This is a genomic window from Christiangramia fulva, assembly GCF_003024155.1.
In the GTDB taxonomy this organism is placed as follows: domain Bacteria; phylum Bacteroidota; class Bacteroidia; order Flavobacteriales; family Flavobacteriaceae; genus Christiangramia; species Christiangramia fulva.
The window spans coordinates 1,015,588-1,033,985 of the sequence record NZ_CP028136.1 but is presented as its reverse complement, the minus strand read 5'-3'; the positions used below and the strand labels follow the sequence as shown (position 1 = coordinate 1,033,985).

General features: G+C 40.0%; 20 protein-coding genes. 8 read left to right on the top strand and 12 right to left on the bottom strand.

From position 1 onward, the window contains the following. The first annotated feature begins 4 nt into the window (after positions 1-4). Entirely contained in the window at positions 5-772 is a 768-nt protein-coding gene (locus tag C7S20_RS04760) for a glycoside hydrolase family 16 protein (RefSeq protein WP_107011407.1), read from the top strand. A gap of 48 nt (positions 773-820) precedes the next feature. Here the strand turns inward: C7S20_RS04760 and C7S20_RS04755 are convergent, their stop codons facing one another. Continuing rightward, positions 821-1,270: a nucleoside deaminase gene (locus C7S20_RS04755; RefSeq protein ID WP_107014097.1), complete on the bottom strand. Its 450-nt coding sequence runs from the start codon at positions 1,268-1,270 to the stop codon at positions 821-823. Positions 1,271-1,328: 58 nt separating this feature from the next. Between C7S20_RS04755 and dxs the strand changes: the two genes are divergently transcribed. Both dxs and C7S20_RS04745 read left to right on the top strand, forming a co-directional pair. After that, positions 1,329-3,098 carry a 1-deoxy-D-xylulose-5-phosphate synthase gene (gene dxs / locus C7S20_RS04750; protein ID WP_107011406.1) on the top strand — a complete coding sequence of 590 codons (1,770 nt, stop codon included), beginning with the start codon at positions 1,329-1,331 and terminating at the stop codon, positions 3,096-3,098. 39 nt (positions 3,099-3,137) lie between these two features. Further along, on the top strand, positions 3,138-4,130 hold the full coding sequence (locus C7S20_RS04745; RefSeq protein ID WP_107011405.1) for a DUF3078 domain-containing protein: 993 nt from the start codon (positions 3,138-3,140) through the stop codon (positions 4,128-4,130). On the opposite strand, the gene dgt is transcribed toward C7S20_RS04745, so the two are convergent. The 4 genes from dgt to C7S20_RS04725 form a co-directional block, all read right to left on the bottom strand. Beyond that, entirely contained in the window at positions 4,127-5,473 is a 1,347-nt protein-coding gene (gene dgt / locus C7S20_RS04740; protein WP_107011404.1) for a dGTP triphosphohydrolase, read from the bottom strand. The two genes, C7S20_RS04745 and dgt, sit on opposite strands and share 4 nt — an antisense overlap. Before the next feature lie 302 nt (positions 5,474-5,775). Then, complete coding sequence (locus C7S20_RS04735; RefSeq protein ID WP_107011403.1) at positions 5,776-8,226, bottom strand: ribonucleoside-diphosphate reductase subunit alpha; 2,451 nt, start codon at positions 8,224-8,226, stop codon at positions 5,776-5,778. 159 nt (positions 8,227-8,385) lie between these two features. Beyond that, complete coding sequence (locus C7S20_RS04730; RefSeq protein WP_107011402.1) at positions 8,386-9,363, bottom strand: ribonucleotide-diphosphate reductase subunit beta; 978 nt, start codon at positions 9,361-9,363, stop codon at positions 8,386-8,388. A 322-nt stretch (positions 9,364-9,685) separates the two neighbouring features. Then, positions 9,686-10,264, bottom strand: coding sequence for a DUF3109 family protein (locus C7S20_RS04725; protein WP_107011401.1), 579 nt, complete (start codon positions 10,262-10,264; stop codon positions 9,686-9,688). A gap of 132 nt (positions 10,265-10,396) precedes the next feature. Between C7S20_RS04725 and C7S20_RS04720 the strand changes: the two genes are divergently transcribed. The 3 genes from C7S20_RS04720 to C7S20_RS04710 are packed head-to-tail and all read left to right on the top strand — an operon-like array spanning position 10,397 to position 11,780. Further along, positions 10,397-10,978, top strand: a complete 582-nt coding sequence (locus C7S20_RS04720; RefSeq protein ID WP_107014096.1) for a MarC family protein — start codon at positions 10,397-10,399, stop codon at positions 10,976-10,978. Further along, positions 10,975-11,169 (top strand): hypothetical protein, encoded by a 195-nt coding sequence (locus tag C7S20_RS04715; protein WP_107011400.1) that lies wholly within the window; start codon positions 10,975-10,977, stop codon positions 11,167-11,169. Before C7S20_RS04720 ends, C7S20_RS04715 begins: the two co-directional genes overlap by 4 nt. Before the next feature lie 5 nt (positions 11,170-11,174). Further along, positions 11,175-11,780: an FAD-dependent oxidoreductase gene (locus C7S20_RS04710; protein ID WP_107011399.1), complete on the top strand. Its 606-nt coding sequence runs from the start codon at positions 11,175-11,177 to the stop codon at positions 11,778-11,780. Here the strand turns inward: C7S20_RS04710 and C7S20_RS19720 are convergent. The 5 genes from C7S20_RS19720 to C7S20_RS04685 all read right to left on the bottom strand — a co-directional run bounded on the left by C7S20_RS19720 (position 11,775) and on the right by C7S20_RS04685 (position 15,153). Then, a complete protein-coding gene (locus C7S20_RS19720) occupies positions 11,775-11,948 on the bottom strand; it encodes a hypothetical protein (protein WP_227009099.1) in 174 nt (57 codons plus the stop codon). The genes C7S20_RS04710 and C7S20_RS19720 overlap by 6 nt on opposite strands. Positions 11,949-12,084: 136 nt before the next feature. After that, the gene (locus tag C7S20_RS04700) at positions 12,085-13,680 is read right to left on the bottom strand and encodes a S41 family peptidase (protein ID WP_107011397.1); all 1,596 of its coding nucleotides are present in this window, start codon (positions 13,678-13,680) and stop codon (positions 12,085-12,087) included. Continuing rightward, complete coding sequence (locus C7S20_RS04695) at positions 13,677-14,108, bottom strand: deoxycytidylate deaminase (protein WP_107011396.1); 432 nt, start codon at positions 14,106-14,108, stop codon at positions 13,677-13,679. Before C7S20_RS04695 ends, C7S20_RS04700 begins: the two co-directional genes overlap by 4 nt. 92 nt (positions 14,109-14,200) lie before the next feature. Beyond that, positions 14,201-14,788: a HupE/UreJ family protein gene (locus C7S20_RS04690; RefSeq protein WP_107011395.1), complete on the bottom strand. Its 588-nt coding sequence runs from the start codon at positions 14,786-14,788 to the stop codon at positions 14,201-14,203. A gap of 134 nt (positions 14,789-14,922) precedes the next feature. Beyond that, positions 14,923-15,153, bottom strand: coding sequence for a hypothetical protein (locus C7S20_RS04685; protein ID WP_107011394.1), 231 nt, complete (start codon positions 15,151-15,153; stop codon positions 14,923-14,925). Positions 15,154-15,362: 209 nt separating this feature from the next. On the opposite strand from C7S20_RS04685, the gene C7S20_RS04680 reads away from it, so the two are divergent. Then, positions 15,363-15,740, top strand: coding sequence for a YkvA family protein (locus tag C7S20_RS04680; RefSeq protein ID WP_227009098.1), 378 nt, complete (start codon positions 15,363-15,365; stop codon positions 15,738-15,740). 8 nt (positions 15,741-15,748) lie between these two features. Here C7S20_RS04680 and C7S20_RS04675 read toward each other — a convergent pair whose 3' ends face one another. Beyond that, a complete protein-coding gene (locus C7S20_RS04675; RefSeq protein WP_107011393.1) occupies positions 15,749-16,417 on the bottom strand; it encodes an FAD-binding oxidoreductase in 669 nt (222 codons plus the stop codon). Between the two features lie 292 nt (positions 16,418-16,709). On the opposite strand from C7S20_RS04675, the gene C7S20_RS19650 reads away from it, so the two are divergent. Further along, positions 16,710-16,850, top strand: a complete 141-nt coding sequence (locus tag C7S20_RS19650; protein ID WP_193510792.1) for a hypothetical protein — start codon at positions 16,710-16,712, stop codon at positions 16,848-16,850. Positions 16,851-17,130: 280 nt separating this feature from the next. Here C7S20_RS19650 and C7S20_RS04670 read toward each other — a convergent pair whose 3' ends face one another. Continuing rightward, complete coding sequence (locus C7S20_RS04670; RefSeq protein WP_107011392.1) at positions 17,131-18,177, bottom strand: glycosyltransferase family 9 protein; 1,047 nt, start codon at positions 18,175-18,177, stop codon at positions 17,131-17,133. Positions 18,178-18,398 lie beyond the last annotated feature (221 nt).

Genomic DNA, 18,398 nt, shown 5'->3' with positions numbered 1-18,398 from the left:
AATCATGAATGTTGCGTACGGATTAATACTGCTTTTGCTGGGAAATATCTTTAGTCTTACGGCTCAAAAAGAGGTTATTTTCGAGGAAAATTTCAACGGGGACCACCTTGATATGGATACCTGGAATTATGAAGAAGGTGACGGCTGTCCCGATATTTGCGGCTGGGGAAATAATGAACTGGAGATCTATGATCGCGATTATGTGACTGTAGAAGACGGAAAACTTGTAATTACTGCGGCGAAGAAGGACGGAGAATACTATTCCGGAAGGATTACCACTAAAGACAAATTTGAGTTCAAATATGGTGAGGTTGAGTTTCGTGCAAAACTGGCTGCCGGGAAAGGCCTTTGGCCCGCAGTGTGGATGTTAGGTGCCGATATCGACCAGGTAGGATGGCCGGCAAGTGGAGAGATTGATATGCTGGAATACGTGGGAAGGGAGCCGCATATGGTTTATACCACGCTTCATACGCCAGCAGGCCATGGCGATGATGGCAGCTCCAAAAAGACGAAGATCGAAAATATTGAAGAAGGCTACCATACCTACAATGTGAAGTGGAATGAAAATTTTATTGAATTTTTCGTTGACGGAAATTCCCTGTATAAATTCACTCCGGAAGCCTATGATGAGGAAAATTATCCTTTCAGAAAAGATTTTTACCTGCTGGTAAACATGGCGATAGGCGGAAATTTTGGTGGCCCGGAAGTAGATGATTCGGTTTTTCCTGCCAAATTTTATGTTGATTATATCAAAGTGACGCAGAAAAAATAGACTTCAAACGGAATCTGGGCGAATAGTTTAAGCCATAACCCTCTTTTTTTAGTTCAGGTTCCGTTTTTCTATAAAAAAACGCTTTAAAAGAGCACCACATTCTTTTTCTAAAATTCCTGATTCTACTTCCGTTTTAGGGTGTAGTTGCACACCGAATTTTCTGTAACCGCGCTGAGGATCTTTGGCTCCAAACACAATTTTTGAGATCTGGCTCCAGTAAAGTGCGCCGGCACACATCTGGCAGGGCTCCAGGGTGATATACATCGTACAGTTTTGAAGGTATTTTCCGCCAAGGAAATCAGCTGCCGCGGTGATCGCCTGCATTTCAGCATGAGCGGTCACATCATTGAGAGTTTCGGTTAAATTATGTCCGCGAGCGATGATGCGGTCGTTGATCACTACCACCACGCCTACCGGGATTTCACCTTTTTCATAAGCGGTTTTGGCCTCTTCCAGAGCCTTTTTCATAAAATATTCGTCGTTATAGGGAGCTAACATCTTCGGAAATTTCCGGAAAGATAAAAATTTCAGTCCGCATAATGTAACTTTGCTCAGCATGACAAACGAAATTTTAAATAAGATCAAATCCCCTGAAGACCTTCGTAAACTGGAAAGGAAGGAGCTTCAGAAACTTGCTGCAGAACTACGCAGATATATCATTAATATTGTCGCGACCAAAGAAGGACATTTAGGTGCCAGCCTTGGTGTTGTTGAGCTCACTATCGCACTGCATTATAGCTATAACACTCCAGACGATCTTCTTATCTGGGATGTGGGACACCAGGCCTATGGCCATAAGATTTTAACTGGCAGGAAAAATATTTTTCATACGAATCGCCAGTTAAACGGTATAAGCGGATTTCCTAATCGGTCTGAAAGTGAATACGATGCCTTCGGCACGGGTCATTCTTCCACCTCCATTTCCGCGGCCTTGGGAATGGCGATCGCTTCTAAGTTAAAAGGAGAAAAAAGACATCATATTGCAGTGATTGGGGACGCATCTATTGCCAGCGGAATGGCCTTTGAAGGATTGAATCACGCCGGAGTGACCGATGCCGATCTACTGGTGATCCTGAATGACAATGCAATTGGGATCGATCCCAGCGTGGGCGCTTTAAAAGAATACCTTACCAAAGCCAGGATCGGCCATAAACCTGCCAGTAGTAATATGATCGAGGCGCTGAACTTCAAATATTTCGGACCTGTAGATGGTCATGATCTCGACGGGCTGATCGATATTCTTGAAGAAATGAAAACCATCGAAGGCCCCAAATTTCTGCATATTATAACAAAAAAAGGCAAAGGCCTTAAAAAGGCCGAAGAAGATCAGGTAAAATATCATGCGCCGGGAAAATTTGAACCGGAAACCGGCGAATTGCTCAAAAAAGAAACCAACGGCCTGCCTTCAAAATATCAGGATGTATTCGGATTGACGCTGGTTGAACTGGCTGAAAAGAATGAGAAGATCATCGGGATCACGCCAGCCATGCCTACCGGAAGTTCCCTTAAATACATGATGGAAGCTTTTCCAGAGCGCGCTTTCGATGTGGGAATTGCCGAACAGCATGCAGTAACCCTTTCGGCGGGAATGGCCACTCAGGGATTTACCGTTTTTTGCGCGATCTATTCAACCTTTTTGCAAAGGGCCTACGATCAATTGATCCATGATGTCGCTTTGCAGAATCTGCCGGTTATTTTTTGCCTTGATCGGGCCGGACTTGTTGGCGAAGATGGCGCCACCCATCACGGTGTTTTTGATATTGCTTATTCGCGTGCCATTCCCAATTTAATGATCGCCGCGCCCCGCAATGAAATAGAATTGCGGAATTTGCTTTATACCGTTCAGCTGGGAATTGAAAATCCCATTTTGATTCGTTATCCTCGTGGAAGAGGAGTTTTAAAAGAATGGAAACTCCCATTTCAGAAAGTTCCTTTCGGAAAAGGCGAACAGCTGAAAGAAGGTACTGAAATTGCCGTTTTGACCATTGGAAATATGGCAGCGAATGCTTCCGAAGCAATTCTGCAAATGAAAAATAATTCAAAAATCGCCCATTTTGATCTGCGTTTCGTGAAACCTCTGGACGAGGAGCTTCTGAAAAATATTTTTAAAAAATTCAAAATAATACTCACCGTGGAAGATGGAGTTAAAAAAGGCGGATTTGGAAGCGCAGTAATGGAATTCGCTTCGGAGCAGGGCTATAAAGGGCAAATAATTGTTTTAGGCGTACCAGATACATTTATTTTTCAAGGAAGTGTAACAGAATTACAAGAAATTGCCGGAATTCACGTTCAAGGAATAAGGCAAAAGCTGGAATCTCTGTTGTGATTTTTTTATTTTTGCAAATCTGAAAACCTGAACGAATTAATGAAGCTCCAAATCCTACTGATTTTTTCCCTTTTAATTAGTCTTAAATCATTAGCTACAGATTTTACCCATTTTGCGGTAAGTGATACCACGGCGACTGCTTCTAAAGATACTACCACCTCTGATACGATGCTGGTTTACTGGACCGAAAAGAATACTTTTGGGGTAAATCTTACCGAAGTAGCTTTTTTAAACTGGAACTCCGGTGGTAATAATTCGATTTCTGCTCTTTTCTATTCAAATTTTGAACGGGATTTCAAAAAGGACCTTACCCTGTGGAAAAATTCAGCTTCCTTGCGATATGGAATAAATGCCCAGGAAGGCCGCGAAATAAGAAAAACTGACGATGAGCTCAAACTGAGTTCTTCTTTTGGTTTCCGAAGCGACAGTACCGCGCACTGGTATTATTCCGGAAAATTCAGCTTTCATACACAGTTTTCCAAAGGTTATAAATATCCAGATCGCGAAAAAGCTATTTCAAAATTTATGGCTCCGGGATATACTTTCTTAGGGGTTGGGACGGAGTATTCCGATCCTGATGAAGATCTTACTTTGTATCTTTCGCCTCTAACTTTTAAATCTACCTTTGTTCTGGACCAACGCCTGGCCAATGAAGGGATGTTTGGTGTTACCCCGGCAAAGAAAGATGAGCTTGGGAACATCATCGAGAAAGGGGAAAATATGAGAACTGAATTTGGTTTCCTGGTTACTAGTGAGTACCACAAAGAGGTTTGGGAAAATATTAAACTTGATAATCAGCTTAGCCTGTATTCCGATTATCTGAATAATTTCGGAAATATCGATGTTGACTGGCAGCTCAACTTCAACATGAAAGTGAACGATTTTGTAAAAGCGAATGTTGGCTCCCATATTCGGTATGATGACGATGTGAAATACAAAGAAGACACCAATGGAGATGGAAAGCTGGAAACTTTTGGTCCCAGAATTCAGCTAAAACAAATGCTGGGAGTAGGCCTTGTTTATGAATTCTAAAGACTCTGTCCCTGGTATTTTTTAAAGGAAGCCACCGTCATTCCATCGGTTAACGAGGCGGTATAAGAACAGATTCCTATTAGTTTGCCATATACCGAATTTTTATCCTGAAGCGGCCTTAGCTCTGGGACCGATTTCAAAACCAACCTGGTGAAATTTGAATTTTCTTCCTGTCCTTCTGCCAGGAGTGCTTTTGTGTAAATGTCCAGCAAATAAGAAAGCATCCGGTAACCCGCAATTTCCTTACTGATCACTTCTTCGCTCTGGTAAATTTTTTCAATACTGATCTTAATGATATCTTTTATTTGCGCCTCGTAACTGCTCTTATCGAAAAGCGATTGATGAAATTGGCCATTTAGAATGGCTTCCTCATTTTTAAGGAAAATCTCAGCAGCTTCAGTGATTAGCGTGTTGATCGCGAGGGCGCGGAGATAAGCAAGCCGATCGGCAGTGCTTTTCAGCTGATTGTATTTGGAAGTGTTGATATTGTCTTTTACCAGTTTGATGAGGTATTCCAGCGCGTAATCTTCATCGATCAGCCCAAGGTTAATGCCGTCTTCAAAATCGATAATGGTATAACAAATATCATCGGCGGCCTCCACGAGAAAAGCCAGCGGATGCCGCGAATATCCGATATTTTGACCCTCACGGGTCTTTTCGAGTCCGAGTTCTTCAGCGACCTCTTCAAAAATTTCTTTTTCGCTTTGGAAAAATCCGAATTTCTTATCCCCGATTTTTGCTGAAGGTTTATGCGGAAGAGATTCCTTGGGATATTTTGTGAAAGCACCTAAAGTAGCATAGGAAAGCCTCAGACCACCTTCGATCCCAGGCCTGTTTTCGGTTAATATTTTGAATCCGTTCGCGTTTCCTTCAAATTTTATCAGGTCCTGATACTGTTCATCAGTTAGCTGTTCTTTGAATCTTTTACCATTTCCGTGGCTGAAATATTCGCCAATGGCTTTTTCTCCGGAGTGCCCGAAAGGCGGATTCCCAATGTCGTGAGCAAGTGCCGCCGCGGCGACTATGGCTCCAAAATCGTTCATCTGGTAACCGAAAGTATCTCGAAGATGCGGATGTTTTTCCAGCAGTTTTTGGCCGGTAAGTCTGCCCAAAGATCTTCCTACAACAGAAACTTCAAGGCTGTGGGTGAGACGGGTGTGGACAAAATCGGTTTTGGAAAGCGGGATGACCTGGGTTTTATCCTGAAGGCTTCGGAAAGCGGAAGAAAAAATGATCCTGTCGTAATCTACTTCAAAGCCCAGCCGGGTCTCATTTTGTTCTTTTCTAAGTCTTTTATGTTTGTCTCCGAATCTTTTTAATGATAGCAGCTGTTCCCAGTTCATAATAATAAATTTTCCCGGTGATTACGCCTATTTTCGATAATCTTAAATAGGATTTTTCCAAAAGTATTATAAACATTGAAAATAGCACTTCTAATTTTATAGGAGATTTCATTTTCATGTATATCTGCGGGAGCCCAAAAAAAAGAAACCGTCTGAAAAGTCTTTTTTACGTCAAGCTGAACCTACCTACCTGCAGGCAGGCTTAATTCAGCTTCTTTTTAAGATCCTGAAATAAATTCAGGATGACGATTTTTTAAACTTTTCAAACGGCCTTCTTAAAAACAATTATGGCAAAAAAAGGTCTAAGATCCGCACATTAAGCAGTCATCTCCCTCGCTTTCCTTACTTTGAGCGATCAGTGCCCGAAGTTCCTCCGGGGTTAAGGCGCCTTCGCCTTCAGGTTGGGAAACGATTTTGGTTTTGTTTTCCTGTAATTTTTCAGCGGCACGCGCAGGTACAGCTTCCTGTACAGGCTCTTTTTTAGTTTCTTTTTCGAGGGTGAATTTGATCGCGTCTACCGCGCTCTTGGTTCGCAGGTAATACATTCCTGTTTTGAGGCCGCTTTTCCACGCGTAAAAATGCATGGAAGTAAGCTTGCTGAAATTCGCATTTTCCATGAACAGGTTGAGCGATTGAGACTGGTCTATAAAATACCCCCGCTGGCGGGACATATCGATAATGTCTTTCATACTCATCTCCCAAACGGTCTTGTAAAGATCTTTAAGGTCCTGAGGGATCACATCAATTTCCTGAACCGAACCATTGTTTCGCATGATGGCATTTTTCACATCATCGTTCCACAAATCGCGGGAAACAAGGTCTTCCAATAGATGTTTATTTACCACGATAAATTCTCCGGAAAGAACGCGTCGGGTATAAATGTTTGAGGTGTAAGGTTCAAAAGCTTCGTTATTTCCTAAAATTTGAGAAGTGGAAGCAGTGGGCATTGGCGCTAATAAAAGCGAGTTTCTCACACCGTTCTTTTTAACCTGCTTGCGCAGTTTTGCCCAATCCCATCTTCCGCTGAGATCCTCGTCTTTAATGCCCCAGAGGTTGTACTGGAATTCCCCCTTGCTTATAGGTGAACCTTTGAATGTTGAATACGGACCTTCTTCTTTAGCAAGTTCCATAGAAGCCGTTACAGCCGCGAAATAAAGGGTTTCGAAGATCTCTTGATTTAACTTTTTAGCCTCGTCTGAAGTAAAAGGTAGTCGAAGTTTAATGAAAGCGTCGGCAAGTCCCTGTACACCCAATCCCACAGGACGATGGCGCATATTGGAATTCTCTGCTTCTTTTACCGGATAGAAATTGCGATCGATCACCTTATTCAGGTTTTTGGTAACCCTTTTGGTGATCTTGAAAAGTTCCTTATGATCGAATTCATCTCCTTTTACGAACATGGGCAGCGCGATGGAAGCCAGGTTACAAACCGCAACTTCATCTTTGCTGGTGTATTCTAAAATTTCGGTACACAGGTTCGAAGACCTGATCACTCCAATATTTTTCTGATTCGATTTCCTGTTCGCCGCGTCTTTATAGAGCATATAAGGCGTACCGGTTTCGATTTGAGATTCCAGGATCTTTTCCCAAAGCTCGCGGGCTTTTATGCTTCTGCGACCTTTACCTTCGGTTTCGTATTTTTCATACAGGTTTTCAAATTCTTCACCATAGGTGTCATAAAGTCCGGGGCACTCGTGCGGACACATCAGCGTCCATTTCCCATCTTCCTGAACACGTTTCATAAAAAGGTCGGGCATCCACATGGCGTAGAAAAGATCCCGGGCACGCATTTCTTCTTTGCCGTGATTCTTTTTCAGGTCAAGGAAATCGAAGATATCGGCGTGCCATGGCTCGACATAAATTGCAAAAGAACCTTTTCGCTTTCCACCACCCTGGTCCACGTAGCGGGCGGTATCATTGAACACACGAAGCATTGGCACGATTCCGTTAGAAGTTCCATTCGTCCCGGAAATGTATGATCCCGTAGCCCTGACATTGTGAATAGAAAGGCCTATCCCTCCGGCCGATTGCGATATTTTTGCTGTTTGCTTAAGGGTGTCGTAGATCCCCTCAATGCTATCGTCCTGCATCGTTAAAAGGAAACAGGACGACATTTGAGGTTTCGGGGTACCAGAATTGAATAAAGTAGGAGTAGCGTGCGTAAAATATTTCTTCGACATCAGCTCATAGGTCTCAATGGCCGCATCCAGGTCATCAATATGGATACCTACTGAAACCCGCATTAACATGTGCTGTGGTCTTTCGGCAATTTCGCCGTTGATTTTTAATAAATAGGAGCGCTCCAGGGTTTTGAAACCGAAATAGTCATAGCCAAAATCGCGATTATAGATGATCGTGGAATCAAGCTTTTCCTTGTTGTCCATGATCACTTTGTAAACCTCATCGGAAATTAGCGGAGCTTTTTCTTCGGTTCTCGGGTTCACGTACTCATAAAGATCGGTCATTACTTCCGAAAAGGTCTTTTTCGTATTCTTATGCAGGTTAGAGACTGAAATTCTAGCTGCCAGTTTCGCGTAATCGGGATGCGAGGTGGTCATGGTAGCGGCAATTTCTGCTGCCAGGTTATCGAGTTCGCTGGTGGTCACATTATCGTATAAACCTTCAATCACCCGCATGGCAACTTTTACGGGATCAACCAGTTCATTTAAACCATAACAAAGTTTTTTTACCCTTGCGGTAATTTTGTCGAACATCACCGGCTCTTTGCGGCCGTCTCTTTTTACTACATACATAGGCTCCTTTTTTTTAATAAATGAATTCCTTTTCAGAAAAGAGTGAAAATTTCCTGTCCAGCCTGAAAAGACCGGGTAAGGGATTCATCAGAAATGATTATTGAAATATTTTATAAAGGTCAACATGCGCCGCGTTGGGGGACACGGCGCAGTTGCGCTTTAGAAATCAGCATCAAAGCTAATCTCGTCTGATTCTTTGTCTTTATTCATTACACCCGCTTTCTGGTATTCGCTAACGCGTTTTTCGAAGAAATTGGTTTTACCCTGCAGGTTGATCATATCCATAAAATCGAACGGATTGGATACATTGTAAACTTTCTCACATTCCAGTTCTACCAGGAGTCTATCTGTAACAAATTCCAGGTACTGGGTCATCAGCTTAGCGTTCATCCCAATGAGGCTCACCGGAAGTGATTCTGTGACGAATTCGCGTTCTATATTTAGAGCGTCTACGATGATCTCTTTAATTTTTTCTTTTGGCACCTTATTGACGAGGTGGTTGTTGTGAAGATGAACGGCGAAATCGCAGTGCATACCTTCATCTCTTGAAATCAATTCGTTAGAGAAAGTAAGTCCGGGCATGAGTCCACGTTTCTTCAGCCAGAAAATAGAGCAGAAGGCTCCGGAAAAGAAAATACCTTCCACCGCCGCAAAAGCGATAAGGCGTTCGGCAAATGAATCAGATTCTATCCATTTCAGCGCCCAGTCGGCTTTTTTCTTGATCGCCGGAAAGACCTCAATTGCCTTAAACAGGTTATTTTTTTCCTTTTCATCTTTCACATAAGTGTCGATGAGCAAGGAATAGGTTTCTGAATGGATATTCTCCATCATGATCTGGAAACCGTAGAAGAACTTTGCTTCAGAATACTGAACTTCGTTCACGAAATTTTCAGCAAGGTTTTCATTTACAATTCCGTCAGAAGCGGCGAAAAAGGCAAGAATATGTTTTATAAAATAGCGCTCGTCTGCATTCAGCTTGTTGTTCCAGTCGTTAAGATCCTGGTGAAGATCGATCTCTTCAGCAGTCCAGAAACAAGCTTCCATTTTTTTATACCAGTCCCAAATGTCATGATGTTTAATCGGAAAGATCACGAAACGATCTTTATTCTCCTGCAAAATGGGTTCCTGCTGCGCCATGTTCTAAAATTTTTCGGTCTTTTTGGTTTTTAGTCAATTGTCTTTAACAAATATTTAAAAATGAGAAGGATAATGAAAGGTTTATGCGTAAAGCTTTTCAACAAAGTTTTCAACACGCTCAAAGCTTTGTTTTAATAGCCTTATCCTAAAAGACCATTTTAAAATATTGAAAAACAATAAGTTATAAATTGTTAATAATTTTAAGACCAATTAAAGAGTGGTGAAAAGATGAACTTATTAAAAGTGATCTTTATGAAGGAAAAACTCCTAAAAAAAACCAAAAAATATGACGATTTTCAGAGGAAATAATGGAAGGAAAAAATTATTTTTTTGATCCGGAAAGATCTGCTGCCACTTTTTCCAGTTCAGTATACCAGTCTTCTCCAAATTTTCTGATCAATGCCTCTTTGACAAATTTGTAGATCGGCACCTGTAATTCTTTTCCTAAAGAGCAGGCATCATCACAAATCTCCCAACGGTGATAATTTACTGCAGAAAATGAAGTGTATTCCTCCACGCGAACGGGATAAAGATGGCAGGAAACAGGTTTTTTCCAGGAAATTTCTCCCTGGTTATAAGCTTCTTCAATGCCGCAAAGAGCAGTGCCATTATCGTCAAAAGTGACGTAGGCACAATCGGCTCCATCGATTAGAGGTGTTTCAATTTCACCATTTTCACGAATGATGTATTTCCCTTGTTTTTCGATGGCTTCTATTCCTTCAGCTCTGAGAAAAGGTTTTACCCTGGGATAGATTTCCTCCAGAATCGAGGTTTCTTCTTCTTCCACGGGAGCGCCGGCTTCGCCATCGATACAACAGGCTCCTTTACAGGCAGAAAGGTTGCAAACAAAATCATTTTTAATGATCTCTTCTGAAACTAAAGTTTTTCCAAGCTGAAACATGCGGCAAAGATAATTTTCCAGTGCATTTTCTTTACAATTTTCGGGTAAATATTTACAGAAATTTAACGTGAGGGCATGTTAGTAAATCAAGAACTAAAGACTAATTTTGCCGGCAATTTTTTTAATAAGCTTATGTTTAATTTATTTGACTTCAGAGAAATATTTACCGCAGGAATGGTTCTTTTTGCGGTGATCGATATTGTGGGAAGTATTCCTATTATCATAGATTTGAGAAAGAAAACGGGTCATATCCAGAGTGAAAAGGCCTCGATTGTGGCAGGGATCATTATGGTCGTTTTTTTATTTCTGGGAAAGGAAATTCTGAATCTTATCGGAATAGATGTAAATTCATTCGCCGTGGCAGGTTCTTTTATCATTTTTTTCCTTGCCATTGAAATGATCCTTGGAATTAGTTTATATAGAGATGATGCTCCCGAAACCGCCTCTATTGTACCTCTCGCATTCCCGCTTATTGCAGGTGCAGGAACAATGACCTCGCTGGTTTCGTTACAGGCTGAATATCAAACGCCAAATATTATTGTAGCTATCATAATCAATATTATATTTGTATTCCTGGTGTTAAAATCTTCTGCACGTATTGAAAAGATTCTTGGAAGCCAGGGAATAAACGTTATCAGAAAAGTGTTTGGCGTGATTTTGCTGGCAATTGCCGTAAAACTTTTCGCTACGAACATCCAGAATTTATTTACATGAAGTATTTAATTTATACCATTATTTTTCTTGCGGTCGTGTTTATTGGAATTAGCATAAGCGAACTAGATTTTCGTGACCTTTTAAAAGGCGATAGTGCAAATGCCCTTATCGTAATTTTGACGAGCCTTTGCGTAATTGTTTTAATGGGAATAATAATGGTTTCCCGGAGCATTGCGAAAAAGCACAACTAATTTATATGGACTTTGATGTGTTAATTATCGGTGGCGGAGCTGCCGGAATTTCCTGTGCCCTGGTTTTAGGATCGGCTATGGAAAAACCTTACGCTGAAAACAAAAAAGCGGGAATTATCCTTCATCAGAAGGCCTCCCATTTAATGTCGGCTATGCTAAATAATGCCCTGGGGCCTGCGCCGGAAACTCCGGGAAAAGAAGTTCTTGAACAGGGAGTTAAGCAGCTTACAGAATTATATCCCGAAATAGTTCAGATCAAAAAAGAAAAAGTAAAAGAGGTCAAAGAGATTGAAGGAGGTTTCCAGATCGTGACCAATAAAAATAAGTACACTTCAAAAGAAATCGTTGTAGCCGTTGGCTATACCTCTCCCTTCCGAATAAAGGGACTGGAAGAATATCTCATTCCGCATAAAAAAGCAAAGGTCTCGAAAGATCGGGTACAGTTAAAAAATGAAGATCATTTAGTAAAAGAAGGTTTGTATGTGGCGGGAACTCTTGCGGGCTGGAGGAGCCAGTTTTCTATTGCCACAGGAAGCGGGGCTGCCGTGGCTACCGATATTCTTACCCAATGGAATGACGGCGAGCATACAAAAGTTCACGATAAATTATAGAAAATAATACAGGGTATTAAAAATCAGGCTTGCCACGGCTAATAAAAGGAAACCCTGGTGAAGGTTTTTGAATACCAGCGCTCTTTTAAGTTTACCGGTAAAAACCTTGTCTTCACTTTTCTGAATTTGTTCTTTTAGAAGTTCTTTAGACACATTAGAAGAATTCACTAAAATGTCTTTTTGAAGAAATAATAAAGTGCTGTTATCTAATAGCCGGAATGAAACGGCTATAACAAAAAATAACAATGGTAAAAAGAGCAGAAACGCCTGCATAAGATCTGAAAACTATCAACTGATTTCCAAATTATTGCTTTTGCTCAGACAATTCGATAACTTTTTCAATTATTCGATCATTGTCATTTAAATGCCGTTCAAATGCATTGGTTCCAAAGAGCTGCTGTGCCATTTCAGCTTTTATATATTTCTTAAGGAGCGGTTTATGTTCATAGGGAGCCATCTTCAGGCGGGGATCAATACTCCTGAGATAGCGATTGAATTTACTAACCATTTCCTCTGTAATTTCCACTTTATTTTCAAACTCTGCTTTAGAGATTGCATTATAATAGGAACGGTTTTCTTCTAAAAGATCAAAGACAAAACGGCTCATATATCCGCCACGAAGCAGGTAGGTAAGTTTTTCTTTTTCTGGATCGGTATTTTTCGGCACGAATACATCGGGAATAATCCCGCCGCCACCATAGACCACTTTGCCGCCCGGCGTAACATAACGTAAAGAATCATTTACATGAATACTGTCCTCACTATTAAGCTCTCCGTTTTTGTAACGCCGCATATAATCATTGAAATAGGCTTCATTCCCATGATCATAAGGCTTCTGAATAGATCTTCCGGTGGGCGTATAATAGCGTGCAATGGTTAGCCTAACGGCACTCCCGTCTCCCAGGCCCATTTCCCGTTGCACAAGGCCTTTTCCGTAAGATCTTCTTCCTACAATCGTACCCACATCATTATCCTGCAAGGCACCTGCCACTACTTCGCTGGCTGAGGCAGAATTTTCGTTTATGAGCACGTAAACTTTTCCGTTTTCGAATTTACCTTTCCGCTGTGCATAGGTATTTTCAATGGCGCCGCTTTTGTTTTTTGTGAAAAGAATGAGCTTTCCGTCTTTGATGAATTCATCAGCTACATTGATAGCTTCAGCCAGGTAACCGCCCGGATTATCCCGAAGGTCCAGGGCAATTTGCGCCGCTCCCTTATTCTTTAATTCATCTATCGCTTCGCTGAATTCATCAAAAGTTGTTTCTGCAAAACGGTTGATCTTAATATATCCAAGATTATCGGTAAGCATATAATACGAGTCTACACTTTTCAGCGGAACTTTCGCACGCTTTACATCAAAAGTGAGCAGGTCTTTAATGCCTTTTCTCAATACTTTTAAAGTGACTTTGGAATTTTCTTTTCCTTTTAACTGGGTGGTGAGGGAATCATTGCTGATGCCGCGATCAAAAAGTTTCTGGCCGTTTGCGTACAAAATACGGTCACCGCCTCTAATTCCAATCTTTTCACTCGGGCCTCCTTCCAGGGCTTTGATCACCACAATGGTATCGTTGATATTATAAAAACTAACGCCAATACCCACAAAATCCCCCTTCATATTCTCGCTTACCTGCGCATACTCATCTTTTGGAATGTACACGGAATGCGGATCAAGATTTTCAAGTATTTTGTTCACTGTCACATCCACGATACTGTCAGTATTCACGTCATCAACATATTCATAATCAATATAATCGATAAGGCGGTTGAGTTTCTGTTTTTTTGGATTTGCAGAAAAAAGCTCATCTGAAGTATCAAAATTCATTCTTGCGCCAATGAAAATCCCAATGGCGCAGGCGATGCTCAGCAAAAGCGGGGTATATATTTTATTTTTTCCTCTCAATCTTCCAGTTCTGTTATTTGTTCAAGTTCAACGCCGGCCTTTTCTAAAAATTGCAATCCGGAGTTATCCTTATAATCAATCTGGTAAACCAGTCTTTTTATACCGGATTGATGAATCAATTTGCTACATTCCTTACACGGCGACATGGTAATATATAAAGTTGCGTCCCGGCACGACTGCGTGGAACCTGCTACCTTTAAGATCGCATTAGCTTCAGCATGAAGAACATACCATTTGGTATAACCTTCTTCATCTTCACAATAATTTTCAAAACCTGTAGGCGTTCCATTATATCCGTCAGAAATGATCATTCTGTCTTTTACAATAAGCGCGCCAACCTGTTTTCTTTTGCAATGGGATAATTTGCTCCATTCGCGGGCGATCCGGAGATACGCCTTATCGTACTTCAGTTGTTTTTTCTTGTTCATTAAAAGATTTCAGCAATTTTTTTATTCTGAAAATTAGGCATCTGCAAAATAAAAGATTATTGGGAATTCTAAAGAATTTAAATTCAGGAATATTAAAGCGCCTGATAATTTTCTACCAGAATGGGCAGTACAATTCCTATAATGAGAGAACAGGTGACCAGGATCCAGTCTCTTTTTGAAACGTTGAAGATATTCTGAAAAATAAAAGCCAGGATCATTACTCCCAGTACTACAATGACCTGGGCCGATTCGATACCGAGCGTGAATTCGAGCAATGGCCAGATTTTGCTCTCAAAACCGGAAGTTATCATTTTGAAATCTGATGAAAATGCGAGTCCGTGAATTACCCCAAAGAAAATTGTGGAGAAATACAACAAATTATAATTGGTTTTTTGAGCCTTCTTCCCGGCGGTAAAAATGTCAAAAAGGGCAGTGAAAATTATGGTTAACGGGATGAGGAATTCCACATAGACGGTTTCGACCTTTACAATTCCGTAAACCGATAAAAAAAGAGAAACAGTATGGCCAATGGTGAAAAGGCTTACCAGCCATAAAACTTTTTTCCAGGTGTTGAAACCGTAAGAAGCCACCAGAGCAACCAGGAAAAGCAGGTGGTCGTAAGCCTGCCAGTCAAGAACGTGGAAGAGGCCAAGTTGAAAATAAAGCCAGAATTGAGACATATAGGGATTTTCTCAGAAACCGAAATTACAACATATTGCAGTATTTGCAAAAGGCTGCATTTTCTTTAAAAGAAAGTTTTTAAAAACAAAAAATCCCGCTGTTGGGCGGGACTGATAGGATCATTTAAGATTATTTATTCTTCGATTTGGTCCTGCTGCTCAGGAGCCTGGATAGAATCTACAACCGCAGTTGCAGTATCTGTTTCCTCGCTCATTTCAGCTTCTGAAGTCATTTCAGAAGGAGTTTCCTGGTTAACAGCTGCATCTTCAACAGTTTCTTCTGTACTTTCAGAAGTGTTTTCACGGCAGGAAATTACAGATACCATTAAAGAAAGTGCAAGAGCACCAAAAATAAATTTTTTCATTTTGTTATTGAATTAAAAATCGAGCGAATATAGATCAAAACTCTTTTCGTAAATTAAAATACCAAAAATAATTTTTGGCAAGTAAAAACCTGAAAAACAGTTATTTAAAACAAAAAATAAAGCTCTTTCATTTTTTTTAAAATGAAAGATTATTAAAATTCTTCCGGAGAATTCCTTTGCCACTTAAAAATTGCGTTAATTCATAGTCAATGGGAGTTCTTGATAAAATAAAATCGCAGGCGCATGCTCTTAAGAATAAGATGATTATGCTCCACCTTTCCACCAAACATCCAGCAACTCCATGGTACGCAAAACTCTTCATTTATTTAATCCTTGCTTATGCCTTAAGCCCAATAGATCTTATCCCGGACTTTATTCCTGTAATCGGGTTGCTGGATGATTTGCTATTACTGCCTTTTGGCATCTGGCTGGCTTTAAAAATGATCCCGGACCACGTAAAAAAAGAATGCATGCAGGCAGCCAAAGACTATAACTGGAAAAAGAAAAAGAATTTCGCTTTTGCAGTCTTTATTATTGTATGTTGGTTGATTTTTGCAGTATTTCTGCTGCGCCGATTTTTTTTATAAAAAAGAGTTTACTGGTCGTCCAGCGTTACCGCATCAGCCGAAGCACCGAGTTTTTTAAGGATCTCACCGATTTTTTCAGTCATTTTAGGAGGTCCGCAAACATAAAAATTACTGTCGAAATCCCTGATGTTCTCCCGAAGAAAATCCTCATCAATATAAGCGCTGGTGTATCGGGTATCATCCTGGTTGGTAATCACATAATGGGCATTTTCACCTAACATCCTGTCCAGTTCGTCTTTGAGAATGATATCCTTATCGGTTTTATTAGAAAAGAAAAGAATATTCCCGTCTATTTTATCCTTTTTGTTGAGTTCTCTTAAAATTGCCAGGTATGGTGTAATTCCGGCACCACCTGCAATAATATAACCAGGGCCTTTATACTCAATGGCGCCCCAGGTATCCCTTATAATAAGCTCATCGCCCGGTTTCAGAGTACCTAATTTTTTGGTCACCCCATCATGATCTTCATAAATTTTAATTGTGAATTCAAGATCTGGATCTTCGTTAAGACTGGTAAAGGTAAAAGGACGTTTTTCTTCCTTCCAATTTTCTTTATTGATGGAAACTTCGGTGGCGTGACCCGGCGTAAATTTATATCCCGTGGGCTTTTCCAGCCTAAATTGTTTCACATCATGAGTAACCTGACTTACCTGCTTGATTTTGACTTTGTGTTCCATTTTTTTCCTTTTAAGATAAGGGTAATTTTTTAAAGAAGCTATTCAAGCTTAACGTGCTGAAGAGGTTTTTTGCGATCGAGACCATTGGACTCAATTTATTAAGAAATTATTAGTAGGAAAATTCTAACTAAAAAACAGCCGATTTTGAGAGAAAAAAGACCTTAAAAACAGGTGAGAAAAATTAGAAATGTATTACGGCTAAGATATCGTATTGTTCAACGAAAAATTTTTGAAGCAAGGCTCTAAAGGATTAACTTTAAGTAGTTTATAGCAACAATTAAATATTAATCGTATGGAAATTATTACAGATTTTGTACACAACTACAAACGTTCGCTGGATGGTTTGCACATACTCGTTAAAATTCTGGTTACCCTAGCTCTGGCCTTTATTATTTTCGGTGTAATTAGTGCAGTTGTTAACGTTATTGCTTAGTTGTTTTCAAACCAAAACACTTAAATCTGAATTTAACCTACCGTCTTTCCTTCTTTTTTGTTTGACTTTTTAAAGTCAGGTTCTTTTATTGCCTTTTTTAGAAATACCTTTTTCTGATTATTCCATTTTTATTGAGTTCTTCCCAGCATTACCAAATGCAAATTCGTTCAAAAAGATGAATGGGTAACTAATTCTATTTTCTAACTTCTTTTGAAGATTTTAAATATCATTATTGCTGATAATCCTGTACGGCTATGTTTTTAAACAAAAAAAGCTCCTTTTAATTCTGATATAAGGAAGAGAGCGGTTTCTTTAATAAAACTGGGATTTGAGTTTTTAGGGCCTCTTTATTTGTGAAAGGATTGATTGCTATGTTTGATGCTCCGTAGGGGCCGTAAACTTTCGAGTCTGTAACGGAAAAAAGCCCAACTACCGGGGTATTGGTGCAACTTGCCAGATGCATTACGCCACTATCGGCAGCAATGAAAATAGAAGTATTTTCTATTACAGCGGGAATTTCTCTCAGGTCTTCGCTATAAAAGGTTTTGGCTTTAAAATCTATTTGGGAAACATTTTCTTTTGGCAAGATCTCCAGTAAATTGAATTCCCCTTGAAACTCTTCCTTTAAAAATTGATAGGTTTCATGCCACCAGCTTTTAGAATAACATTTTCCTCCTGTGGCAAAGGTGAAGAAAGCGATAGTTTCTTTTTGATTATTAAATAAATCCTGAAGCAGTACTTTTCCCTTCGCGATCTCCGCATCAGTAAGCTTAAGGTTCAGTTTTGGGATCGGTTTCGAAAAAGACACTCCCGTTTGTTCCCGAAGATTGTAAACCGGTTTTTTAGCGATATGAAAATAATCTTTCGGTACGGCCCGTCCAGTGAGAATTTCAGGATCATAGATCTTATAAGTGCTATTCGCAAATCTGGTAGCCAGCCTGCCCGATGAAGATTCGGGAACGGTATTTATAACCAGATCATATTTTTTGTTTCGCAATTTCACCCAGGAGGATAGATAGTTGCCTATTTTTTTAAAATGGTCTTTAGGAAGACATATAAAACCGGTGACCGAAGGATAATTCGAGTATATAATTTTGCCAACATTGCCTTTTAGAAATAGATCGATTTCACAATTTTCAAAAGTATTCTCAATTTCCTGGATTAAAGAAGAAATAAGAAGCTGGTTACCAAGACGATGGTTGGGCCTTATCACCAGAACTTTTTTAAAAGGCTTATTGGCGAGGCTCCCGGGAGGCGATGAAATACCAATGTTTTTGGTAAGTAGGTTCATCATGCCTTTTCTAAAAACATTGATTTTTTTGAGCATGTATTATGGGGACATTTTAAATGTCGACCAAAGATAGGGGACCAATCTTAAGAAATTCTTAAGATTAGATTATTATTTGAAGCAGATCATCTTTTTAAGAAAAATAAACTTGTACTCAAACAACGTCAAGATCTCATTCTTCATTATTTACGGTTGGTCAATTCCTTTATTTTTATTCAAATCTTAATTACAACCAGGTTTTTTTATTTCATTGAACATTG